This is a genomic window from Micromonospora sp. NPDC005979, from assembly GCF_040614415.1.
Classification (GTDB): Bacteria; Actinomycetota; Actinomycetes; order Mycobacteriales; family Micromonosporaceae; genus Micromonospora.
The window spans coordinates 310,934-332,256 of sequence record NZ_JBEXUR010000005.1 but is presented as its reverse complement, the minus strand read 5'-3'; the positions used below and the strand labels follow the sequence as shown (position 1 = coordinate 332,256).

The following is a 21,323-nucleotide window of genomic DNA, read 5'->3' as shown; positions in this document are numbered from 1 at the left end:
GACGCAGTGATCCGGCCCGCCTGGTCCTCGACCAGGCGGGCCGGCCCGTTCTCAGGAAGCAGGCCTCAGGCCGTGTCTTCAAAGGCTCCTGACACCACCCTGATGAGCGTGATGCCGGTGAGTCATCTAGATGACTCACCGGCATCACGCTCATCAGCATCACCGCCGCCGCTCAGCACCTGGTCCTCGACCGCGCTGGTCGCGGCCACCATCACCATCGGCGCGCTACCCCAATGGTGGTGAACCTTTGAGGACACTGCCTAGATCGGTACGAGCCGGAAGCCGACCCCACGAACCGCGTGGATCGTCGCGGCGGCGTCGAGCCGGGCGAGCTTGCGGCGTACCCGACGCACGACCGAGTGCATGTCGGACCCGCGGCCCAGGTGCCGGTTGCCCCAGACCTCGAGGTGCAGCCGCTCGTACGTCCAGACCTGCCCGGGAGCGTCGACGAGGCAGAGCAGCACGTCGTGTTCCAGGCGGGTCAGGTCGATCTCCTGGTCGCGCCAGCGCAGCACCCGGCGGTCGGAGTCGACGCTCAGGTCGGGCGGCGGCTGCGGGCGCCGCGCCACCTCCGCCCGTGCGGGCGGGGTCGGGGGAGGTACGACGGGGGGCAGGTCGCCCACCCCGAGGAACTCCCGAGCCTGCTCGACGTTGGAGACGATCAGGAAGGCGTCGCTGCCGCCGAGCAGGCGTGCCAACTGCCGGCGCTCGGCCGGTGACGACGCGATGCCGATGACGAGTGGAGCGACCGAAACCCCGTGCATTGCCCAACCCCTTCCGGTTCCCCACGAACACTCCGGATGGTTTTCGCACCGCCGAGAATCATCGATCGGCGTCTTGATCTTAGTGACGGCTCGTCTCGGCCAGGTAAAACATAGTTGCATGTAAGCATGTGAATGAAGGTTCACGTCTGGGCGGCGCGGGCGGCAGGACGTTCGCGGGGGAGGATCGCCCGGTTTTCTCCGGTACGAGCGTTGGTTGTGACAGAACCAAGACAATTCACGGACAGCCCCCGGATCTGGCGGGCCGAGCATGGTCGCATGTCCCACGGATCGTCGTACCCCATCGGTCGCTCGTCGGTGCCGCCACCGGCGCGGTCGCCCGGCCCGGCGCGCGCGCTGGCCCCCGGCCGGCCCGCCGCGCCACCGGCTCTCCGGCTGCTCGCGGCGGGCGTCTGCTGCCTGCTCGCGCTGTGTCTGGTCGGCGTGGTCTTCGTGTGGACCCAGCCCGGTCAGTGGGTCGACGGGCTGCTCCTGCCGCGCGCCGAGCGGGGTGGGGGTTACGAGCAGGCCGGCGGCCTGCTCGGTCCGGCCACGGTCGTGCTGCGGCACTTCGGTCAGCCCGCGCCGCTGGCCGTCCTGCTCACCGCCGTGCTGGTGGTGGGCCTGCTCGGCCGTCGGCTGCTGCCCGGCGTCGTGGGCGTCGGCATGGTGCTCACCGCCGTGCTGACGGCCGGCGTGGCGAAGTCGGCGCTGCCCCGCCCGGACCTCGCGGTTCCCAATTCGACCACCCACAACAGCTTTCCCAGTGGCCACGTCGCGGTGGCGACGGCCCTGGCGCTGGCGTTCCTGCTGGCGGCGCCGGGCCCGGCCAGACGGTGGCTGGTGGTACCCGGCGCGGCGGGTGTCTCGGTGATCGGCGCGGCCACCATGATCGCGGGATGGCACCGGTTCAGTGACGTGCTCGGGGGCGTCCTGCTGAGCATGGCGCTGTTCTGCCTGGCGGCGGCCGCGTTGGCGGCCCGGTCCGGCAGTGACGCGCTCCGTCCGCCCGCCGGGCCGACCTCCGGGCGGGTCCGGCGTGCTCTCGTCGAGGGCGCGGTGGGGCTGGTCGTACTGGTCTGGGCGGTTCGGGTGCTGGTTCCCGGTCTGGCCGCCGAACTGCGGTGGGGACCGTTCCTGGCCGTCCTGCTGGCGACCGCGTCGACGATGCTGGCGGTGGGCGTGGCGGCGTTCCTGATCCGGTCGGTGGAGTTCGTCGGACGGGCGCGAGGCATCGACAAATATGAACAAACTTCGTGATGGGATACTTGACGGCATGCCCCAGGTCCTGCTGATCGAAGATCACCAGACGGTCCGCGACGGACTGCAGTTGGCGCTCACCCGGCAGGGCCACACCGTGGTCGCCGTGGCGACCGGTGAACAGGGTCTGGAGCGGCTGCGGACGAGCGCCTCCGACGTGGTGGTCCTCGACATCATGCTGCCCGGCATGGACGGGTTCGAGGTCTGCCGTCGCATTCGCCAGGACGGTGACCTGCCCATCATCATGCTCACCGCGCGCAACGACGACATGGACGTGGTGGCGGGCCTGGAGGCGGGCGCCGACGACTACGTGGTCAAGCCGGTACAGGCCCGGGTGCTCGAGGCGCGGATCCGCGCCGTGCTGCGACGCACCGGCGGCGACTCACGACGCCCCGGCAGCGAGCGGCCCGGGCTGCACCGGCACGGCGCCCTGACCATCGACCGTGCCGCGCTGGTGGTCACCAAGGACGGCGTGCCGGTCGGCCTGGCCCCGACCGAGCTGCGTCTGCTGCTCGAACTCTCGCACACGCCGGGCCAGGTGCTCAGCCGCCAGCAACTGCTGGAGGCCGTCTGGGAGCACGGCTACCTAGGCGACTCGCGGTTGGTGGACGCCTGCGTCCAGCGGCTCCGCGCCAAGATCGAGGACGAGCCCTCGACGCCGGTCTACATCCAGACGGTACGCGGCTTCGGATACCGGTTCGGGCCGCTGTGACCCCCTGGCACCGGGCCCGCGCCATGGCGATGGGCCTGCGCACCCGGCTGCTCCTGGCGTTCGCCCTGCTGGGCGTGACCACCACGGCGGTGGTGGCCAGCGGCAGCTACTTCCAGGCGCGGACCGTCATCCTCCAGCAGGCGCAGGACGCGGCGGTGGCCGCACTGACCGACCAGCTCTCGAAGGTGTACCCGGTGCTGAGCCTGCCGCCCGGCCAGGAGGAGATGGACCTGTTGGCGGGGAGGCTCTCCGACCGGGACAGCTACGCCGTGGTGCACTACCGGGGGCGGTGGTCGTCGGGCGGCGGGGGCGCCGAACAGCTCACCCCGCAGCTGCGGCAGGAGGTGGCGGACGGTCAGATCGCCTGGCAACGCGTCGACCGTGGCGGACATCCCGTGCTGCTCATCGGCACACAGCTCCGGCTCGACGGGTCCGACGGCACGAGCGTGGCGTCCGGAGTGGAGGTCTACTCGGTGCGCAGCCTCGCCTCCGAGCAGCAGAGCATCGACCGGCTCGCCACCCTCGCGTGGGTGACCGGCGGGCTCTCCCTGATCCTCGCGGTCCTGCTGGCCCTGCTGGCCGCCCAGGGGGTGCTGCGGCCGGTACGCGAGCTGGGTCGCGCGGCCCGCCGGCTCGGCGAGGGAGACCTGTCCGCCCGGCTGACCGTCCGGGGCGTCGACGAGCTGGCCGACGTCACGCGCACCTTCAACGACACCGCTGCGACCATCGAGCGTCAGGTCGGTGAGCTGCGGCGGATGGAGGCCGACGCGCGGCGCTTCGTGGCCGACGTGTCCCACGAACTCCGTACACCGCTGGCCGCCATGACGGCGGTCACCGACGTGCTCGACGAGGAGGCGGACCGGCTGCCGGGAGACGCCGGCCGCGCCGCCCGGCTGGTCAGTCAGGAGACGCAGAGCCTCACCCAGCTCGTCAACGACCTCATCGAGGTCAGCCGGTTCGACTCCGGCACCGCCCGGCTCGCCCTCGACGACGTCGACGTCGCCGCGGCGGTCACCGCGACGCTGCGGCTGCGGGGGTGGGCCGACCGGGTACGGGCGGACCTGCCGTCCGGTGTCGTCGCCCGGCTCGATCCCCGGCGGCTCGACGTCATCGTCGCCAACCTGGTCGGCAACGCCTTCCGGCACGGCACGGAGCCGGTGTCCGTCCGTCTTGTTGCCGAACCCGACTGGTTCACGATCGAGGTCACCGACCAGGGACCGGGGTTGGACCCGGAGGTGCTGCCGCACGTGTTCGACCGCTTCTACAAGGCGGACACCGCCCGGACCCGCTCGGAGGGCAGCGGCCTCGGACTCGCCATCGCGTGGGAGAACGCGCGCCTGCACCGGCACGCCGGGCAGTCGGGGAGCCTGGTGGCGGGCAACCACCCACGGGGCGGAGCGGTGTTCACGCTCCGCCTGCCCCGGTTGGCGTCCGAGACCGTGCACACCGGAGGCGTACGGACAGCCGCGGACGCCGGAGGCGTACGGTGAGCCGCCGTCGCGGAACCCGGGCGCTGCTCGCGGTCGCGCTCCTGGTCGCGCTGCTCACAGCGGGCTGTGGAGTACGGCCCAGCGACGTCATCACGGGCCGCTCCGCGGTGAGCGGCCCGTTCGCCGGTAGGGGCCTCTACCTGATCGCGGACGGCGAACTGGCGCTTGTCGTCCGGCCGGTGAAGAACGTGCCCGGGCCACCGCTGGAGACACTCGTGCTGCTCGTGTCCGGTCCCACCGAGGCCGAGCGGAGCGCGGGGCTCACCAGCGAGGTGCCGGCCGAGGCCGGGCCGGTGAGCATGACACCGAGCACCGACGAGCCCGGCATCACGGTGCGGTTCAAGGGCGCCGTGCTGCCGCTGTCCACCCTCGCGGCCAACCAGATCATCTGCACCGTGGCGCTCGCCGGCCAGCAGCCCACTTCCGCCCCGGTCACCCTCGTCGGCTCGGACGGCACCCGGCCGCCCTGGTCCTGCCCCATCGAGTGACCGGGGCGACGCCGTTCACACCAGATCGACCGCCCGTTCCGGTCGGAGCAGCCCCGGGGAGAGGACCCGACTCCGGTCGGTGAGCGTGCCGGCCACCAGAATGTCGAGCAGGGCGGGGAACTCGATGCCCGCCCGCTGCCAGATCTGCGGGAACTGCGACTCGGCGGTGAAGCCGGGAAACGTGTTGACCTCGTTGACGATGGGCTCGGCGCCCTCGTGGGGGAGGAAGAAGTCGACCCGCAGCAGCCCCCGGCAGTCGAGGGCCTCGAAGGCGCGGACGGCCCGGTCCTGGAGCACCTCGGTGGTGGCCGGGTCGAGCTGGGCCGGGATCTGGAAGACCGCCCCGCCGTCGTACTTCGCGTCGTAGTCGAAGAAGCCCGCGCCGCTGACCCGGATCTCCAGCGGCGGACCGGCCTGCACCCGTCCGTCGGGGTGCTGCAGGACTGCGATGTCGATCTCCCGGCCCTGCGCGCCCTGTTCGACGAGCACCTTCGGATCGACCTCCCGGGCCTGCGCGAGCGCGGCGGGCAGCGCCGACCAATCCGTCACCCGGACCACGCCCAGGCTGGACCCCGCCCGCGCCGGCTTCACGAAGACCGGCAGGCCCAGCCGCTGCTGGTCGGCCGGCGACAGGGTCTCCCCGGGGCGCAGGGTCACACCCGGGCTGACCCGCAGGCCCTCCGCGGCGAGCAGCCGCTTGGTGACGCCCTTGTCCATGCCCGCCGCGCTGGCGAACACCCCGTTGCCGACGTACGGCACGCCGAGCCATTCCAGCAGCGACGCGACCGTGCCGTCCTCGCCGTACGGGCCGTGCAGGGCCGGGAACACCACGTCCTGGGCGCGCAGCACCCGTAACGCCTGCGGCAGGCCCATCGGACGACCGTCGACGTGCCAGCCGCCGTCGGTGTCGATGAGCACCTCGGTGACCTGGTACCGCTCCCGGTCCAGACCGGCGAGGATGGCGGCCCCCGAGCGCCGCGACACCTCGTGTTCGCCGCTCCGCCCGCCGTACAGCACTGCCAGTCGCGTCAACATGCGACGTCCGCCCTTTCGTGGAGATGGACGCGGCCCACCCGCGCCCCGATTCCGGTCAAGATCTCGTGCGGGTTGGTGCCGGCCCACCGCGCCCACTCGGTGACGGTCGGCGCGTCGTCGTCGCGTCCCGTGCCGATCACGACGACCGGGTCGCCGATCCGCACCGCCAGGTCACCCACATCGACCACGCACTGGTCCATGGCGATCCGCCCGACCACCGGGCAGCGCCGGCCGCCGAGCCAGACCTCGGCCCGGCCCTCGGTGGCGCGGGGCAGCCCGTCGGCGTAGCCGAGCGGCAACAGCGCCAGCGTCGTCGGGGCGGAGGTCACGTGCTCCGGCCCGTACGAGACGCCGGTGCCGGCCGGCACCCGCTTCACGTTCACCACGGTCGTGCGCAGCGTCAGGGCGGCATGCAGCCCGAACGCCCCGGGACCGACCGCGCCGAACGGGTCGACGCCGTAGAGGGCCAACCCGATCCGGCAGAGGTCGAAGCGGGTCCGGGGCGCGGACAGCGCCGCCGCCGAGTTGGCCAGGTGGACGAGGTCGGGGTCCAGGCCGGCGGTCCGGGCGACGCGCAGCGCCTCGGCGAACGTCCGCACCTGACCGGCCAGCGCGGGCGCGCCCGGTACGTCCGCGTCGGCGAGGTGGGACCACACGCCGCGTACCCGGACCGTGCCCTCGACCTCGTACTTGCGGGCCCAGGCCACCAGGTCGGGCCAGTCGTCGCGGCCGGCGCCGTTGCGGGTGAGGCCCGTGTCGGCCTTGAGCTGCGCCGTCGCGGACACGCCGACCCGCAGGGCCGCGTCGGCGAGCGCGTGCAGGTGGGTGATCGTCGAGACGCCCACGTCGACGCCCGCGAGGATCAACCCGGTGAAGTCGTCGTCCGGGCGGTGCAGCCAGCTCAACGTGGGGGCGGTGATGCCCGCGGCGCGCAGGGCCAGCGCCTCGGCCGCCGAGGTCACGCCCAGCCAGGTGGCGCCGCCGCGCAGCGCGGCCCGGGCGACCGGCGCCGCGCCGTGCCCGAACCCGTCGGCCTTCACCACCGCCATCAGCTCCGTGCCCGTGACGGCGGCGATCCTCCGTACGTTGTCGGCGATCGCTCCGAGGTCGATCACCGCCTCGGCCAACGCGCTCATCCGGCGACCGCCTCGCGACGCGTCCCGGGGAGCGCGAACAGCCACCGGGCGTGCACCGCCAGCAGCGCACGGTGCACGGCCAGGCTCAGCCCGGCGACGAGCGCGGTCAGCAGGATCGGGTAGCCCAGCACGATCAGGCCCTGAGCGCCCGCGTCCAGCTCGGAGACCGGGCCGGCCAGCAGGCGGTGCAGCAGGGCCAGCAGCGGCATGTGGATGACGTAGATGGGCAACGTGATACGCCCGAGCGCGGCCAGCCGGTCGCCGAGAGCGGGCCACCGGACCAGCCGGGCGGCGGCGGTGACGCCGAAGGCCACCGCGACGACGGAGACCGCCGGCCAGACGCCGAACCAGCGCTGCGCGCCGGCCGCCGCCATCACGGCGAGCGCGACGGCGTACGCCCCGCCGGTCAGCGCCAGTCGACGCCGGGTGGCGGTGGCGGCCCACCGCTGGATGTGCGCCCGTAGGTACAGGCCGGCCAGGAAGAAGATCAGGTTCTGGTAGAGGCCGCCCCGGTTGCCCGGCGTGGCCAGCAGGCCGGCGGCGGTGACGGCGGACAGCACGGCGGCGGGTACGACGACCAGCGACCGAGGCAGCCGGCGGGTCGCCTTGGCGAGCGTGAAGTAGAGCGCCAGGGCGTACAGGTACCAGAGGTTGGAGGGCGTGACGGTCAGCTGCGCCAGCAGACCGAGGGCGGACGTGGCCCGGTCGGTCGGGAAGTCCGGTGCCACGGCCAGGACCGCCGTGTGGATGAGCAGCCAGAGGGCGTACAGGTAGAGGAACCCGGCGATGCGGCCCCGGGCGACGGCGCGCCAGGGCCGCCGTACGGCGTTGGCCGCGAAGAGGCCGCTGATGGTGAAGAAGAGCGGCATACGCAGCGGCAGTAGCTGCTCACCCAGCGTGCCCCACAGGCCCGGCACGGGTACGCCCACGTGCCAGTCGATCCGCAGGTAGTCCTTGACGACGACGTGCCATCCGACGACGAGGACGATGCACCCGCCCTTCGCGGCGTCGGCCCACTGCACCCGTTGCGGTCCGCCGGTGTCGGCCTGCCGGCGGTGGCGGAACCGGACGCGCGCGTCGGGGTCGTACCCGCCCGGTCGTGGCTCGGTGAGAGACAGCTCTTGGATCACTCAGCAGAAGGTGCCAGCGGGATATCCGCGCCTGATCCTCGAATTGTCATGATCCGGTAATGGACTCCGTCAGCGCGTCGGACCGGGACCACCACCATCGTGCCGACGACGCGTTGGGAACCCGGGAACGCTACTAGGCTCGATCGCGGAGGTGCCGAACATGAAGCTCGGTCTGCACTACTGGAACTTCTCGACTCCGGCCGATCCGGCGGCCATCGCGCCGACCCTCAGCGAGGCGGCAACCATCGCCGAACAGGCCGGAGTGGCCTCGTTCACGGTCATGGACCACTTCTTCCAGATGGAGGCGCTGGCACCGGCCGAGGAGCCGATGCTGGAGGCTTACACCACGTTGGGTTACGTCGCGGCGCAGACCCGGCGGATGACGCTGGGTGTACTGGTCACCGGTGTGATGTACCGCTATCCGGGGCTGCTGGCCAAGACCGTGACGACCCTCGACGTGCTCTCCGGCGGCCGGGCCCGGCTCGGCATCGGGGCGTCCTGGTACGAGCGGGAGCAGCGGGGACTCGGCGTGCCCGTGGTGCCGGTCGCCGAGCGGTTCGAGCGACTGGAGGAGACGCTGCGGATCTGCAAGCAGATGTGGAGTGACGACGACGGGCCGTTCGACGGGCGGCACTACCAGCTCACGGAGACGATCAACTCGCCCCAGCCGTTGAGTCGCCCGCACCCGCCCATCATGATCGGCGGCAGCGGCGAGAAGAAGACACTGCTGCTGGTCGCCCGGTACGCCGACGCCTGCAACCTGTTCGGCACGGGCGCCGAGGGGATCGCGCACAAGCTGGACGTGCTGCGCGCGCACTGCGCCGCCGAGGGCCGTGACTACGACAGCATCACCAAGACCGTGTTGGCCTCCAAGCCGCCGCTGGAGGATCTCGACGCGTTCCTCGCCGAGGTGTCCGACTATGCCGCGCTGGGCGTCACCGAGGTGCAGGTCACGCCGGACCGGCACCCCGTGGAGTTCGCCCGGCGGCTCGGCGACGAGGTGCTGCCGCGGCTGGCCGACATCGGCTGACGTCGGCGCGGCCGACCACGCTGGACGCGGAAGGCCAATTCGACGACGAGGGCCGCCCACCCGCCGAAGCGGGGGACGGCCCTCGTCGATGTCGGATCAACCGACCGAGGCGGGGAACCTCTCCCAGACCCGGTGCGCGGCCAGCAACCGCTGCACCCCGGTCAGCGCCTCGGCGCCGGAGCCGGCGGCCACGATGCCGGGGGTGCCGGCCACCCCGGCCTGCTCCAGCACGGTGACACCGGCGCCCCACGCGCCGATCGCCTTGGCGTGCCGCCAGCACTCCTCGACCAGGAGCAGCACGCGCGGGTCGACGGTCGCGGCGTCCGGCTGACCGGCCTTGGCGTCGCGGGCGGGCAGCGCGTCGGGCGCGGGTACCGGCGCCCCGGCCAGCAGGAGCGCGTCGAACTCGACCGACCGGCCGGTGGCGAAGGTCCGCTGGACCGTCAGGTCGCCCACCAGGCCACCGTGGGGGGCGATCAGCAGCGGCACCATGCCGGCGTCGAAGACGGCCCGGCGGACCTCGTCGACGTCGTCCAGGTCACCGTCGGGGTCGACGACGATCCCGACAGTGCGGCCGTCGGCCGGCCACTCCCCGCCGACCTGCGACAGGGCCGGGCTCGGCGTGACGTCGACGGGCGTCACCGTGGGCTGCGGCGCGGGCAGCCCCAGGCCGGTGGCCACCTGCTCGCACAGCACCGCGTCGATGTTGGCGAGGCACCGAAGTTGGCGTTCCTTGATCGCCTGGTGGTAGCACTTGCCCAGCTCGAAGGTGTACGCCCGGATGATGTGCTCCCGCTCGACCGGCGACATGCTCAGCCAGAACAGCCGTACCTGGCTGTAGTGGTCGTCGAAGGACGCGGGGTTCGCGCGGACCTTGGGCGCCTGCGCCACCGTCACCGGCACGTCGACGAAGGCGTGCTCGGCGTCGCCGGCTTCGAAGGGGTTGCCGCCGTCGAGGGAGTTCGGCCGGTACGGTGCCACGCCGGCGTGCACGGCGTGCTGGTGGAAGCCGTCGCGCAGCATGTCGTTGACGGCCGCGTGCGGACGGTTGATCGGGATCTGCGTGAAGTTCGGCCCGCCGAGGCGGGTGAGCTGCGTGTCGACGTACGAGAAGAGCCGCCCCTGTAGCAGCGGATCGTTCGTGACGTCGATGCCGGGCGGCAGGTGGCCGAGGTGGAAGGCGACCTGCTCGGTCTCGGCGAAGAAGTTCGTCGGCGTCCGGTTGAGGACCAGCCGGCCGACCGGCTGCACCTCCGCCAGCTCCTCCGGGACCATCTTCGTGGCGTCCAGCAGGTCGATGCCGGCGAACGTCTCCTCGGGGGTGTCAGGGAAGACCTGGATGCCGAGTTCCCACTCGGGGAACGCGCCCGCCTCGATCGCGTCGTAGAGGTCCCGGCGGTGGAAGTCGGGGTCCATGCCGCCGAGCATCTGTGCCTCCTCCCAGGTCAGGGAGTGCACGCCGAGCTTCGGCTTCCAGTGGAACTTGGCCAGCACCGTCTCGCCGGCCTCGTTCACGAGGCGGAAGGTGTGGACGCCGAAGCCCTCCATGGTCCGGTACGAGCGCGGGATGCCCCGGTCGGACATGTTCCACATGGTGTGGTGCTGCGCCTCGGTGTGCAGCGAGACGAAGTCCCAGAAGGTGTCGTGCGCGCTCTGCGCCTGCGGGATCTCCCGGTCCGGGTGCGGCTTCGCCGCGTGGATGATGTCCGGGAACTTGATGGCGTCCTGGATGAAGAAGACCGGCATGTTGTTGCCGACCAGGTCGAAGGTGCCCTCGTCGGTGTAGAACTTGGTGGCGAAGCCCCGGGTGTCCCGGACGGTGTCGGCCGAGCCGCGCGATCCGAGGACGGTGGAGAACCGGACGAAGACCTCCGTCTCCCGACCCTTCTTGAGGAAGCCGGCCCTCGTGACCGCCTCGGCGGTGCCGTGGGCGGTAAAGACCCCGTGCGCGCCCGCGCCCCGCGCGTGCACCACGCGCTCCGGGATACGCTCGTGGTCGAAGTGCGTGATCTTTTCGCGCAGGTGGTGGTCCTGGAGCAGGACCGGTCCCCGGGGGCCGGCCTTGAGCGAGTGGTCGGTGTCGCGCAGCCGGGTCCCGTTCGCCGTCGTCAGGTACGCGCCCTGCTGGCCGTTCGCGCTCGTCGGCGCGCCGGTCTCGGCGCCGGTGGGCGTGCGCGTCTGCGGCGCGCCCTGTTCGGTCCTGGGTGGCAGCGGGTCGTGCGGCGCGGTCGGCTCCTCGACGGTGGGCGGTGCGCTGCCGGGTGCGCCCGGCACGTCCGGCGTGAGGGCGTCGGCGATCTTCTCGGAGGCGGTCTTCACGACGTTCTTGACCGTCTCGGCGGGCTTGCTGGAATCCACTGGGCGAACCTCTCGCTGGAGCGTTTGGGCAGGCCCCTGCACCCCTACCCCTGCCTTGAGGGTCGAAACGCACGATAAATCCGGGACTGGTGATTTCACCGATGTGCCGACCGGCCCCGGCGAACAACACTGACGAACGTCGATATTGCTCGACTCTAGGGAGTGCCCGACGTGTCGTCACCAACCACCACCCGTCCCCGTTCCCTGCCCGCCCGAGCCGCCCGGCTCGCGCTGGCCGCCACCCTGTTCGTCGCCGGTGTTCTCGTCGGACCGACGGGTGCCGCACAGGCGGCCGGCCCGTACGACCGGGGTCCCGACCCGACCACCGCGATCCTGGAGGCCAGCCGCGGCCCCTTCGCCACCGCGTCGCAGAGCGTGTCGTCGCTGAGCGTCACCGGCTTCGGCGGCGGGGTCATCTACTACCCGACCAGCACCAGCGAGGGCACCTTCGGCGCCGTCGCCATCTCGCCCGGCTACACCGCCGCCTGGTCCAGCATCAGCTGGCTCGGCCCACGGATCGCCTCGCACGGCTTCGTGGTGATCGGCATCGAGACCATCACGCGGCTGGACCAGCCGGACAGCCGGGGCCGGCAGTTGCTCGCCGCGCTGGACTACCTCACCCAGCGCAGCTCGGTGCGGAGCCGGATCGACAGCAGCCGGCTCGCGGTGGCCGGCCACTCGATGGGCGGCGGAGGCAGCCTGGAGGCGGCCTCGTCCCGACCGTCGTTGCAGGCCGCGGTGCCCCTCGCGCCCTGGAACACGGACAAGAGCTGGTCCGAGCTGCGCGTACCGACGCTGATCATCGGCGGCGAGAGCGACACCGTCGCGCCGGTCGCCACGCACTCGGTGCCGTTCTACAACAGCATCCCGTCGTCGGCCGAGAAGGCCTACCTGGAGTTGAACGGGGCGAGCCACTTCTTCCCGCAGACGGTCAACACGCCGACGGCGCGGCAGATGGTGGCCTGGCTCAAGCGGTTCGTCGACGACGACACCCGCTACGAGCAGTTCCTCTGCCCGGGCCCCAGCGGGTCGCAGATCGAGGAATACCGCAACACCTGCCCGAGCGCCTGAGCGCGCACCTCCGGGACGGTCGCCCCACGGCGGCCGTCCCGGCCGTTCGGGCGCATCGAGGGGTCTTGACGCGATCACCGAGAAACGTACACTGCGAGTGTAAATAACACCCGCCACGGCAGAGGGATGGGTGCATGGAGCGCGGCCTCGAACTGCACGACATCGGCGTCCGTTTCGGCGGCCTCACCGCCCTCGACCACGTCTCGCTCCGGGTGCCACCCTCGCGGGTGGTCGGCGTGATCGGGCCCAACGGCGCCGGCAAGACCACCCTGTTCAACGTGGTCTGCGGTTTCGTCACACCGCAGACGGGCTCGATCACCCTCGACGGTCGGCCGCTGCGCCCCCAGCCCCACCGGTTGACCCGGCTCGGAATCGCCCGGACCCTCCAGGGGACCGGGCTCTTCGCGGGGCTCAGCGTGGTGGAGAACGTGATGACCGGCGCGTCCCACACCGCCCGTGCGGGTTTCGCGGCGGCTCTGTTCGGGTTGCCCCGCAGCGACCGCGACGAGCGCCGGCTGCGCCGACACGCCCTGGACGTCCTCGACGATCTGGGCATCGTCGAGCACGCCGAGGCCGCGCCGGGCACGCTTCCGTTCGCCGTACGCCAGCGGGTCGCCCTGGCCCGCGCGCTCGCCGCGCGACCCCGGCTGCTGCTGCTCGACGAACCCGCCGGCGGCCTCGGCGCCGACGACATCGCCGAGCTGGCGGACCTGATCCGGCGGCTGCCCCGGCGGGACGTCGACCCGTGCGCGGTGCTGCTCGTCGAGCACCACATGGACCTGGTGATGGACGTCTGCGACGAGATCGTGGTCCTCGACTTCGGCCGGGTGATCGCCACCGGGCCGCCGGACGAGATCCGCGACGACACGGCCGTCACCGACGCCTACCTCGGGGCCCTCGTCGAGGAGCCCGCACCGTGAGCGCGAGGAGTGAGCCGGGTTTGCGAGCCCCGCAGTCGCGAACGAAAGAAGGCTCAGGTAGCGCGCCGGATCTGCTCGTGGTCCGGGGGCTGGTGGCCGGTTACGGGGCCGCGCCGGTGCTGCGGGCCGTCGACCTCACCGTGCCGGCCGGCACCATCGCCGCCGTCGTCGGCGCCAACGGCGCCGGCAAGACGACCCTGCTGCGGGCGCTCTCCGGCATGATCCGGCCGGCCGCCGGCCAGGTCGTCCTCGCCGGGGAAGACCTGCGGGGTACGCCGGTGGAACAGCTCGTACGGCGCGGGATGGCGCACGTCCCGGAGGGTCGGGGCGTGATCGGCGAGCTGACGGTCGACGAGAACCTGCGGCTCGGTGGGTTGTGGCGACGCGACCGCGCGGACGCCGGCCGCGCCCTCGACGAGGTCTACGAGCTGTTCGAGCCCCTCGCGCGGCGTCGACGTCACCTCGGCCACCAGCTCTCCGGCGGCGAACGGCAGATGCTCGCGCTCGGCCGGGCGCTGGTCGGACGGCCGCGCCTGCTGCTGCTGGACGAGCCTTCGCTGGGCCTGGCGCCCCGGGTGGTCGCCCGGATCATGGCCCTGCTGCGCCAGTTGCGCGACCAGACCGGCCTGACCGTGCTGCTGGTCGAGCAGAACGTGCGCAGCGCACTCGCCGTCGCCGACCAGGGCCTCGTGATGTCCCTCGGCCAGGTGGTGATCGCCGCCCCGGCGGCGACCCTGCGCGACGACGTCGACCTGCGCCACGCGTACCTCGGTTTCTGACCAGCACCGGATGTCCCTGGAGGGAGAACAGTTGGACCGCTTCGTCTTCCTCACCGTCGACGGTCTGTCCCGGGGCGCGGTGTACGCCGCGTTCGCGCTCGCGCTGGTGCTCATCTGGCGGGCCGCGCGGGTCGTGAACTTCGCCCAGGGCGCGATGGCCGTCGCCGCCGCGTACGTCGCGTACTCGGTGTCCGCCGCGACGGGCGTCTACTGGCTCGGCTTCGTCGTCGCGATCGTCGCCGGCCTGCTGCTCGGGGCGCTGGTGGACCGGTTCGTGATGCGGCACGTCGACCACGCGTCACCGCTCAACCCGGTCATCGTCGCGCTCGGTCTGGTGCTGCTGATCCAGGCGGTGCTGGGCATGGTGTACGGCAACGAGTTCCGCCCCGCCGAGGTCCCGTTCAGCCGGTCCGCCCTCACCGTCGGCGGGATCGCCGTGCTGTCGCCGTACGACCTGTTCGTCTTCGCCACGATCGCCGTGGTGGTGAGCGGGCTGGGCTGGATGTTCGCCCGTACCTCGATCGGGTTGCGGATGCGCGCGGCGGCGTTCGCGCCGGAGGTCTCCCGACTGCTCGGGGTGAACGTCGGCGGCATGTTGACGCTCGGCTGGGCGTTGGCCTCGGGCGTGGGCGCGCTCGCCGCGATGCTGGTCATCCCCACCGAACTGGGCCTGCACCCGCACGCCATGGACCTGGTGTTCGTCTCGGCGTTCACCGCGGCGGTGGTGGGTGGGCTGGACAGTCCACCGGGGGCGGTCGTCGGCGGCCTCGCGGTGGGGCTGCTGCTCTCCTACGTGAGCGGGTACGCCGGCAGCGACCTCACCCCGCTGGCGGTGCTCGTCCTGCTGCTGGCGGTGCTGCTGGTGCGGCCCGGCGGGCTGTTCGCCCCGGTCGCGGCGAGGCGGGTGTGAGCGCGACCCGGGCGGCCCTGCCGCCGAAACACCGGCCGGCCGACACCGGTGACCGCCCGCCCGAGCCGCGACGGGGCTCCACCCTGCTGCGGCACCTGGCCGTGGCGCTCGCCGTGGGGGCGCTGCTGGTGGCGGTCAGCTACGCCGTCGAGCCGTTCCGCAACTTCCAGCTCGCCACGATCGCGGCGTACCTCTGCGCCACCGCCGGGTTGACCGTCCTCACCGGGCTCAACGGGCAGCTCTCGCTGGGGCACGGGGCGTTGATGGCGACCGGGGCGTACGCGGTGGCGCTGTGCCAGAACGCGTTCCTGGACCGGGGGTGGACCGGCGGCTGGTTGTTGGCGCTGTCACTGCTCACGGCGGTGCTGGGCACGGTCGTGGTCGGCGCGGTGGTCGGTGTGGCGGCGGCCCGGCTACGCGGCCCCTACCTGGCCGGGGTGACGCTCGCGGTGGCCGTCGTCGTGCCGGCGCTGGCCGTCACCTTCGACGGCGTCCTGGGCGGCGAGCAGGGGCTCTCGGTGCCGGTGGAGCCGCCGCCGCTGGCGCTGGGCCCCTACTTCCCGTACGAGCGGTGGCAGCTCTGGGTCTCCGGCGCCGCCACGCTGCTGGCGCTGCTGCTGCTGGCGAACCTGGTCCGCAGCCGGTACGGGCGGACCTTCCGGGCCGTCCGCGACGACGAGGTGGCGGCCCGACTCGCGGGCATCCACGTGGCCCGTACCCAGGTTCTCGCGTTCGTGGTCAGCGCCGCGACCGCCGGGCTCGGCGGTGGCCTGCTCGCCGTGCTGGCGCAGAGCGTGTCGCCCGGGGCGTTCTCGCTGACGCTGTCGCTGTTCCTGCTGATGGCCGTGGTGATCGGCGGTCTCGGTCGCCTCGCCGGCGCGCTCTGGGGGGCCGTGCTGCTGGTCGCCCTGCCCGATCTCACCCATTCCGTGACCGAGCTGCTCACCCTCTCGCCGGCGGTGGCGCAGCGACTGGAGGGCAACCTTCCGCTGGCGATCTTCGGCATCACTTTGATCGTCGTGATGATCGCCGCGCCCGGCGGCGTGCAGGGTCTGCTGGCCCGCCTCGGTCGGGCGCTGCTTGCCCGGTGGCCGGCGCGACGTTCCTGAGCTGTTTTCCGGCCCGGCCTTCGCCGGGCGCTCCACCCACCACACCGCTCCCACCCAACCGGACCGAGAAAGGTCGGTGTCTCCCATGCACCCTATGGCGCGACGCGGTCTCGCGATCGCCAGCTCCATCGTTCTGCTCATCGCCGCCGCTGGCTGTGGCGACGACGGTCCCGCCTCCGGCGGGAGGTCGGTGCCGGGGGTCACCGACACCGAGATCGTCGTCGGCACCCACATGCCGCTCACCGGGCCGGCCTCGGCCGGCTACTCCAAGATCGCGCCGGCGACGAAGGCGTACTTCGACTACGTCAACGCCAACGGCGGCGTGCACGGCCGGAAGATCACCTACAAGGTCATGGACGACGGCTACAACCCGGCGAACACCCAACAGGTGGTACGCCAGCTCGTGTTGCAGGACAAGGTCTTCGCCATCCTCAACGGCCTCGGCACGCCGACCCACAGCGGTGTGCTCGACTTCCTCAAGAGCAACCGGGTGCCGGACCTCTTCGTCGCCTCCGGCAGCCGGAGCTGGGACCAGCCCGACACCTATCCCGGCACGTTCGGCTTCAACCCGGACTACACCGTCGAGGGCAAGATCCTCGCCGACTACGCGAAGCGGAACCTGGCCGGCCAGAAGGTCTGCTTCCTCGGTCAGGACGACGACTTCGGCCGCGACAGCCTGGCCGGCGTGGAGAAGGTCCTCGGCGCTCAGGCGGTGGCGGTCAAGCAGACGTACGTCACCAGCAACACCAACGTCGCGCCGCAGATCGGCGCGTTCAAGGCCGGCGGTTGTCAGGTCGTCGTGCTGGCGACCGTGCCCGGCTTCACCGCGCTGTCCATCGGCACCGCCGCGCGGCTGGGCTTCAAGCCGCAGTGGCTGGTGTCCAACGTCGGCGCCGACCAGCCGACCCTGGCCAAGCAGCTCGGTGCGGCCGCGCCGCTGTTGGAGGGCATGGTCGGCACCAACTACCTGCCGATGCAGAACGACACGGCGAACCCGTGGATCCAGCTCTTCATGAAGATCAACAAATCGCACAACGGGGACGCGCCGTTCGACGGCAACACCGTCTACGGCATGTCTGTCGGCTACCTGTTCGTGCAGGTGCTGCTCGCCGCCGGCAAGGACGTCACCCGCGAGAAGGTCGTCGACGCGGTCGAGAAGGGTGGCTTCCAGGGGCCCGGCCTCGCGCCGTTGCGCTTCGCCGCCGACGACCACTCCGGGTACGGCGGGCAGCGGTTGAGCCGGGTGAGCGGGGGAGTCCAGAGCTACTTCGGGCCCACCTACGAGACCGACGAGCGGGACGGGCCGGTCAAGGAGTACACGGCCGCGCCGGTCGCGCCGCCCGCGAACGGGGTGCCGACCGCCTCCTGACCCGCGCGATGTGGTCGTACGGCCCGGGGGTGACCACGTCCGGGCCGTACGACCACGCGTGGGGGTGCGCGGCGGTCGGCGTTGGCGGACGTTGACCGATACCGAACAGCTCTCATACTATTTGCACCGTGAATGCAATCCGGCCGGCCCGGATGACGCCGCCCACGCGTACGCGCAGTGTCCCGATCACCGCCTGTCTAGACTCGTCGCAGAGCCGGACGACACCGTGGCGGTGAGGGGGCGGGGGCGGATGAACAGGGTCGAGACGCCGGCGCGGGTCGACGGACGGACGGCCCGCGCCGAACGCACCCGGGCGGCCATCGTCGAGGCGCACCTGGCGCTCATCACCGAGGGCGACCTGCGGCCCACCGGCGAGCGCATCGCCGAACGGGCCGGCATCTCGCTGCGGACGCTCTGGACCAACTTCAAGGACATGGAGACGCTCTTCGAGGCCAGTGGCGCGGAGGTGCTGCGGCAGCAGGATGCCGCCTACCGACCGATCGTGACCACGTTGCCGCTGGCCAAGCGGGTCGACGCGTACTGCCGGCAGCGGGCGCGTCTGCTCCAGCTCATCGCGCCGTCGGCGCGGGCCGCGCAGATGCGCGAGCCGGTCTCCGAGCAGTTACGCCGTAACCGCGTCAAGCACGTGGACCGGGTCCGCGACGAGGTCGAGCAGCTGTTCGCCGCCGAGTTGGCGCGCGCCGGCCGCGAGCGCGGTCAGCTGCTCAACGCGGTGGTGGCGGCGAGCATGTGGCCGGCCTGGTCGATGCTGCGCTACGGCCTCGGTCTGGGGGTGGACGCGGCGCGCGCGGTGATGACCCGGACGGTGGGCGCGCTGCTGGCCGAGGTCGCGGCCGACTGATCCCGGCCTGTCCTCTTTCCATCCGCTTATGGATGAGTGACACTGGGTCGCATGGTTACTGCATCACGAGTGCAAATAACTGTGCTACGCGGCCGAGACGACCAGTGCAGGGCCGTCCGGACCCTGCTGGACGGCGTCACCGACAGTGGCGGCGCTCTGCTGCTGCACGGCGAGCCGGGGTCGGGTCGGACCACGCTGATCTCCTACGCCCACCGGTACGCGAAGGACTGCGCCGTCCTGGCCGCGACCGGGCTGCCCGAGGAGGCGATGCTCCCGTACGCCGGCCTGCAACGCCTGCTCGACCCGGTGCGCGACCGCGCGACCGCCCTGCCGGAGGAGCGTCGCCGCCTGCTGTACCGGGTCATGGACGGGGAGGGCTGCCCGCCCGAGCGCCGACTGGCCCTGTCGGTGGCCGTCCTCGGGCTGCTCGCCGCGACCGCCCGGGAGCGTCCGCTGCTCGCCACCATGGACGACGTGGACCGGGGTGACCCGCAGACCACGCAGGTGCTCGCGGTCGTTGCCCGCCGGCTGCGGCGGCTGCCGGTCGCCGTCCTGCTCACCGCGGACGCCACCGCCACCGTCGACGGACTCGTGACCCACCGGCTGGCCCCGCTCGACGAGCGGGACAGCATCGCCGTCCTCAGCGACCGACTGTCCGAGCGGCCCGCCGCTCCGGTCGCCGTCACGCTCGCCGAGGTCGGCGGCGGCAACCCGCAGGCGCTCGTGGACCTCGCCGACGTACTCACCCCGGCGCAGTGGCGTGGGGAGGAAGCGCTTCCGGCCGCGCCGCCGGCCGACGGCGCGCTGGGGCGCTCCTACCGGGCCCGTCTCGACCGGCTGCCGCCGGACACGTGCCGGATGCTGCTGCTCGCCGCGCTCGACGAGTCGGACGACGCGGCGACCCTGCTCCGCGCGGCCGACGCCGCCGGCATGGCCATCGAGGCGCTCGCCCCGGCCGAGGCCGCCGGGCTGGTCCGCGTCGAGTCGGGAGGCGTCACCTTCGCGCAGCCCCTGGCCCGCGCGATGGTGGCGGCCGCCGCCCCGCTCGCGCAGCGGCGGGCCGCGCACCGACTGCTCGCGGGCGTACTCGATCCGGTCGGCCAGCGACTACGCCGGGCGATGCACCTCGCCGACGCCACCGCGGGCGCCGATCCGGCCCTCGCCGTCGAGTTGGAGCGGGCGGCGGCCGGTGGGCGCAGCGGCTGGGCCGTGGCGTCGGCGGCGCTGTGCCGGGCCGCCGCGCTCAGCGACCACCCCGCTGACGCCGCCGCCCGCCTGCTCGCCGCCGCCCGCTACGCCTGGGCCGGCGGACAACCCGGCCAGGCCCGCCTCCTGCTCGACCGCCTCCGCGCGACCTGCGCGGACCCGGTCGTCGAGGGCGAGGCCGGGCTGTTGCGCGGCGAGATCGACCTGCGCTGCGAGGACGCCACCGGCGCGGCGGCCACCCTGCTGTCCGCCGCGCGGACGGTGGCCGCCGTCGACCGCGCCCGAGCCATGCAAGGGTTGGCACGGGCCGGTGAGGCCGTCTGCTTCGCCGGCGACCAGTACCGGTACGCGGAGGTCGGCCGGCGTGCCGACGCGCTCCGCCAGCGTGACGACCCGCCGGCCGTGGAGTTGACCGGATGCCTCGTCACCGGGGTGGCGGCCACGCTGCGCGGCGACCACGAGCGGGCCGGTCCCGCGCTGCGGCGGGCCGTCGTGCTGGGTGGCCGCCTCGCCGGGCCGGAGCTGACCCCGACCGCGCTCGCCTGTGCGGCGGCGGCCGGGCTGGTGGTGGCCGTGGACGGCGCCGCGCACCGCCTCGCCGAGCGCGCCGTCGGGTTGGCGCGCGAGCACGGCGAGCTGTCCATGCTGTCCCGCGCGTTGGAGCTGCGGGCGGTCGCCGAGTACTGGCTGGGCCGGCACGAGACGGCGGCCGAGACCTCCCGCGAAGGGCTGCGGGTGGCGCGTGCCACCGGGCAGCTCAACTGCGCCGACGTCCACCTGGGGATGCTTGCCGTGCTGGCCGCCGTGCGCGCCGACCGCGAGAGCAGCCTGCGGCGGATCCGGGAGATCGGTACGACGTCGACACCGGGCAGCCGACCGCACGCGCTCGCCGGATGGGCGCTGGCCGTGCTGGACCTCGTCGACGGTCGGCACGCCGAGGCGGCGACCCGACTGGCGTCCCTGGCCCGGCTCGGTACCGGACGGGGTCAGGTGCTCGTCCAGGTGATGGCCACCCCGTACCTGGTGGAGGCCGCCGCGCACCTGCCGCACCGCCCGGCGGCGACCGCCGCGCTGGCGGCCTTCGACAGGTGGGCGAGCAGCACCGCGAGCCCGCTGCGCCGGGCGCTGTCGGCCCGGTGCCACGCGCTGTTGGCGACCCGGGGCGGCGTCGAGTCCGAGCGCGAGTTCCGGACGGCGCTGCGGTTGCACCCGACCGAGGCCGGCGGGTTCGAACGGGCCCGGACCGAGTTGCTCTTCGGCCAGGAGCTGCGGCGCAGCCGGCGACCACGGGACGCCCGGGAGCACCTGCACCGCGCCCGGGAGGCGTTCACCCTGCTCGGGGTCGACCGCTGGGCCGAGCTGGCCACGGCCGAGCTGCGCGCCGCCGGGGAGTCCGTCGGGCCGCCGGACCTGCCGGCGGCACGACTGCTGACCGGTCAACAGCTCCGAATCGCCCGACTGGTCGCCGAGGGCGCCACCAACCGGGAGATCGCCGCCCGGATGTTCCTGTCCACCCGGACGGTCGACCACCACCTGCGCAACGTCTTTCACCGGCTGGGGATCCGCTCCCGGACCGAGCTGGCCCGCGCGTTCGCCACCGAACAGCACGTCGGCCTCGCCTCCGAACGCTGAGCGCCGCCGGCCGCTCTGGACGGCGTTAACTATCACCGCTAGTTTGTGCGTCAGGCACCCTTCAG

Annotated in this window: 18 protein-coding genes; 13 read left to right on the top strand and 5 right to left on the bottom strand. The window is 72.8% G+C overall.

Annotated features, from left to right (window positions below; genetic code table 11):
• Positions 1–260: 260 nt before the first annotated feature.
• Positions 261–764, bottom strand: coding sequence for a winged helix-turn-helix domain-containing protein (locus ABZ272_RS11890; protein WP_355049894.1), 504 nt, complete (start codon positions 762–764; stop codon positions 261–263).
• A 276-nt stretch (positions 765–1,040) separates the two neighbouring features.
• Between ABZ272_RS11890 and ABZ272_RS11885 the strand changes: the two genes are divergently transcribed.
• Genes ABZ272_RS11885 through ABZ272_RS11870 form a run of 4 tightly spaced genes read left to right on the top strand, consistent with a single transcriptional unit; the run spans position 1,041 to position 4,711 of the window.
• Positions 1,041–2,021, top strand: coding sequence for a phosphatase PAP2 family protein (locus ABZ272_RS11885; RefSeq protein ID WP_355049893.1), 981 nt, complete (start codon positions 1,041–1,043; stop codon positions 2,019–2,021).
• 16 nt (positions 2,022–2,037) lie between these two features.
• Positions 2,038–2,733, top strand: coding sequence for a response regulator transcription factor (locus ABZ272_RS11880; RefSeq protein WP_355049892.1), 696 nt, complete (start codon positions 2,038–2,040; stop codon positions 2,731–2,733).
• A complete protein-coding gene (locus tag ABZ272_RS11875; protein WP_355049891.1) occupies positions 2,730–4,223 on the top strand; it encodes a HAMP domain-containing sensor histidine kinase in 1,494 nt (497 codons plus the stop codon). The genes ABZ272_RS11880 and ABZ272_RS11875 overlap by 4 nt, the downstream gene beginning before the upstream one ends.
• The gene (locus ABZ272_RS11870; protein ID WP_355049890.1) at positions 4,220–4,711 is read left to right on the top strand and encodes a hypothetical protein; all 492 of its coding nucleotides are present in this window, start codon (positions 4,220–4,222) and stop codon (positions 4,709–4,711) included. The genes ABZ272_RS11875 and ABZ272_RS11870 overlap by 4 nt, the downstream gene beginning before the upstream one ends.
• Before the next feature lie 15 nt (positions 4,712–4,726).
• On the opposite strand, the gene ABZ272_RS11865 is transcribed toward ABZ272_RS11870, so the two are convergent.
• The 3 genes from ABZ272_RS11865 to ABZ272_RS11855 are packed head-to-tail and all read right to left on the bottom strand — an operon-like array spanning position 4,727 to position 8,012.
• Entirely contained in the window at positions 4,727–5,746 is a 1,020-nt protein-coding gene (locus ABZ272_RS11865) for a D-alanine--D-alanine ligase family protein (protein ID WP_355049889.1), read from the bottom strand.
• Positions 5,740–6,882, bottom strand: coding sequence for an alanine racemase (gene alr / locus ABZ272_RS11860; RefSeq protein ID WP_355049888.1), 1,143 nt, complete (start codon positions 6,880–6,882; stop codon positions 5,740–5,742). Before alr ends, ABZ272_RS11865 begins: the two co-directional genes overlap by 7 nt.
• Complete coding sequence (locus ABZ272_RS11855; protein ID WP_355049887.1) at positions 6,879–8,012, bottom strand: acyltransferase; 1,134 nt, start codon at positions 8,010–8,012, stop codon at positions 6,879–6,881. The genes alr and ABZ272_RS11855 overlap by 4 nt, the downstream gene beginning before the upstream one ends.
• A gap of 160 nt (positions 8,013–8,172) precedes the next feature.
• Here ABZ272_RS11855 and ABZ272_RS11850 point away from each other — a divergent pair, with 160 nt between their 5' ends.
• Positions 8,173–9,042, top strand: coding sequence for an LLM class F420-dependent oxidoreductase (locus ABZ272_RS11850; protein ID WP_355049886.1), 870 nt, complete (start codon positions 8,173–8,175; stop codon positions 9,040–9,042).
• A 96-nt stretch (positions 9,043–9,138) separates the two neighbouring features.
• Here ABZ272_RS11850 and ABZ272_RS11845 read toward each other — a convergent pair whose 3' ends face one another.
• On the bottom strand, positions 9,139–11,400 hold the full coding sequence (locus ABZ272_RS11845) for a catalase (RefSeq protein WP_355049885.1): 2,262 nt from the start codon (positions 11,398–11,400) through the stop codon (positions 9,139–9,141).
• Positions 11,401–11,571: 171 nt separating this feature from the next.
• Between ABZ272_RS11845 and ABZ272_RS11840 the strand changes: the two genes are divergently transcribed.
• From ABZ272_RS11840 to ABZ272_RS11805, 8 genes are all read left to right on the top strand, one after another.
• Positions 11,572–12,471: an alpha/beta hydrolase gene (locus tag ABZ272_RS11840; protein WP_355049884.1), complete on the top strand. Its 900-nt coding sequence runs from the start codon at positions 11,572–11,574 to the stop codon at positions 12,469–12,471.
• A gap of 134 nt (positions 12,472–12,605) precedes the next feature.
• Positions 12,606–13,391 (top strand): ATP-binding cassette domain-containing protein, encoded by a 786-nt coding sequence (locus tag ABZ272_RS11835; RefSeq protein WP_355049883.1) that lies wholly within the window; start codon positions 12,606–12,608, stop codon positions 13,389–13,391.
• A 71-nt stretch (positions 13,392–13,462) separates the two neighbouring features.
• Positions 13,463–14,170, top strand: a complete 708-nt coding sequence (locus tag ABZ272_RS11830) for an ABC transporter ATP-binding protein (protein WP_355049918.1) — start codon at positions 13,463–13,465, stop codon at positions 14,168–14,170.
• A 31-nt stretch (positions 14,171–14,201) separates the two neighbouring features.
• The gene (locus tag ABZ272_RS11825; RefSeq protein ID WP_355049917.1) at positions 14,202–15,080 is read left to right on the top strand and encodes a branched-chain amino acid ABC transporter permease; all 879 of its coding nucleotides are present in this window, start codon (positions 14,202–14,204) and stop codon (positions 15,078–15,080) included.
• A complete protein-coding gene (locus ABZ272_RS11820) occupies positions 15,077–16,189 on the top strand; it encodes a branched-chain amino acid ABC transporter permease (RefSeq protein WP_355049882.1) in 1,113 nt (370 codons plus the stop codon). Before ABZ272_RS11825 ends, ABZ272_RS11820 begins: the two co-directional genes overlap by 4 nt.
• Positions 16,190–16,274: 85 nt before the next feature.
• The gene (locus ABZ272_RS11815; RefSeq protein WP_355049881.1) at positions 16,275–17,558 is read left to right on the top strand and encodes an ABC transporter substrate-binding protein; all 1,284 of its coding nucleotides are present in this window, start codon (positions 16,275–16,277) and stop codon (positions 17,556–17,558) included.
• A gap of 250 nt (positions 17,559–17,808) precedes the next feature.
• Entirely contained in the window at positions 17,809–18,420 is a 612-nt protein-coding gene (locus ABZ272_RS11810) for a TetR/AcrR family transcriptional regulator (protein ID WP_355049880.1), read from the top strand.
• Between the two features lie 81 nt (positions 18,421–18,501).
• The gene (locus ABZ272_RS11805) at positions 18,502–21,258 is read left to right on the top strand and encodes an AAA family ATPase (protein WP_355049879.1); all 2,757 of its coding nucleotides are present in this window, start codon (positions 18,502–18,504) and stop codon (positions 21,256–21,258) included.
• Positions 21,259–21,323 lie beyond the last annotated feature (65 nt).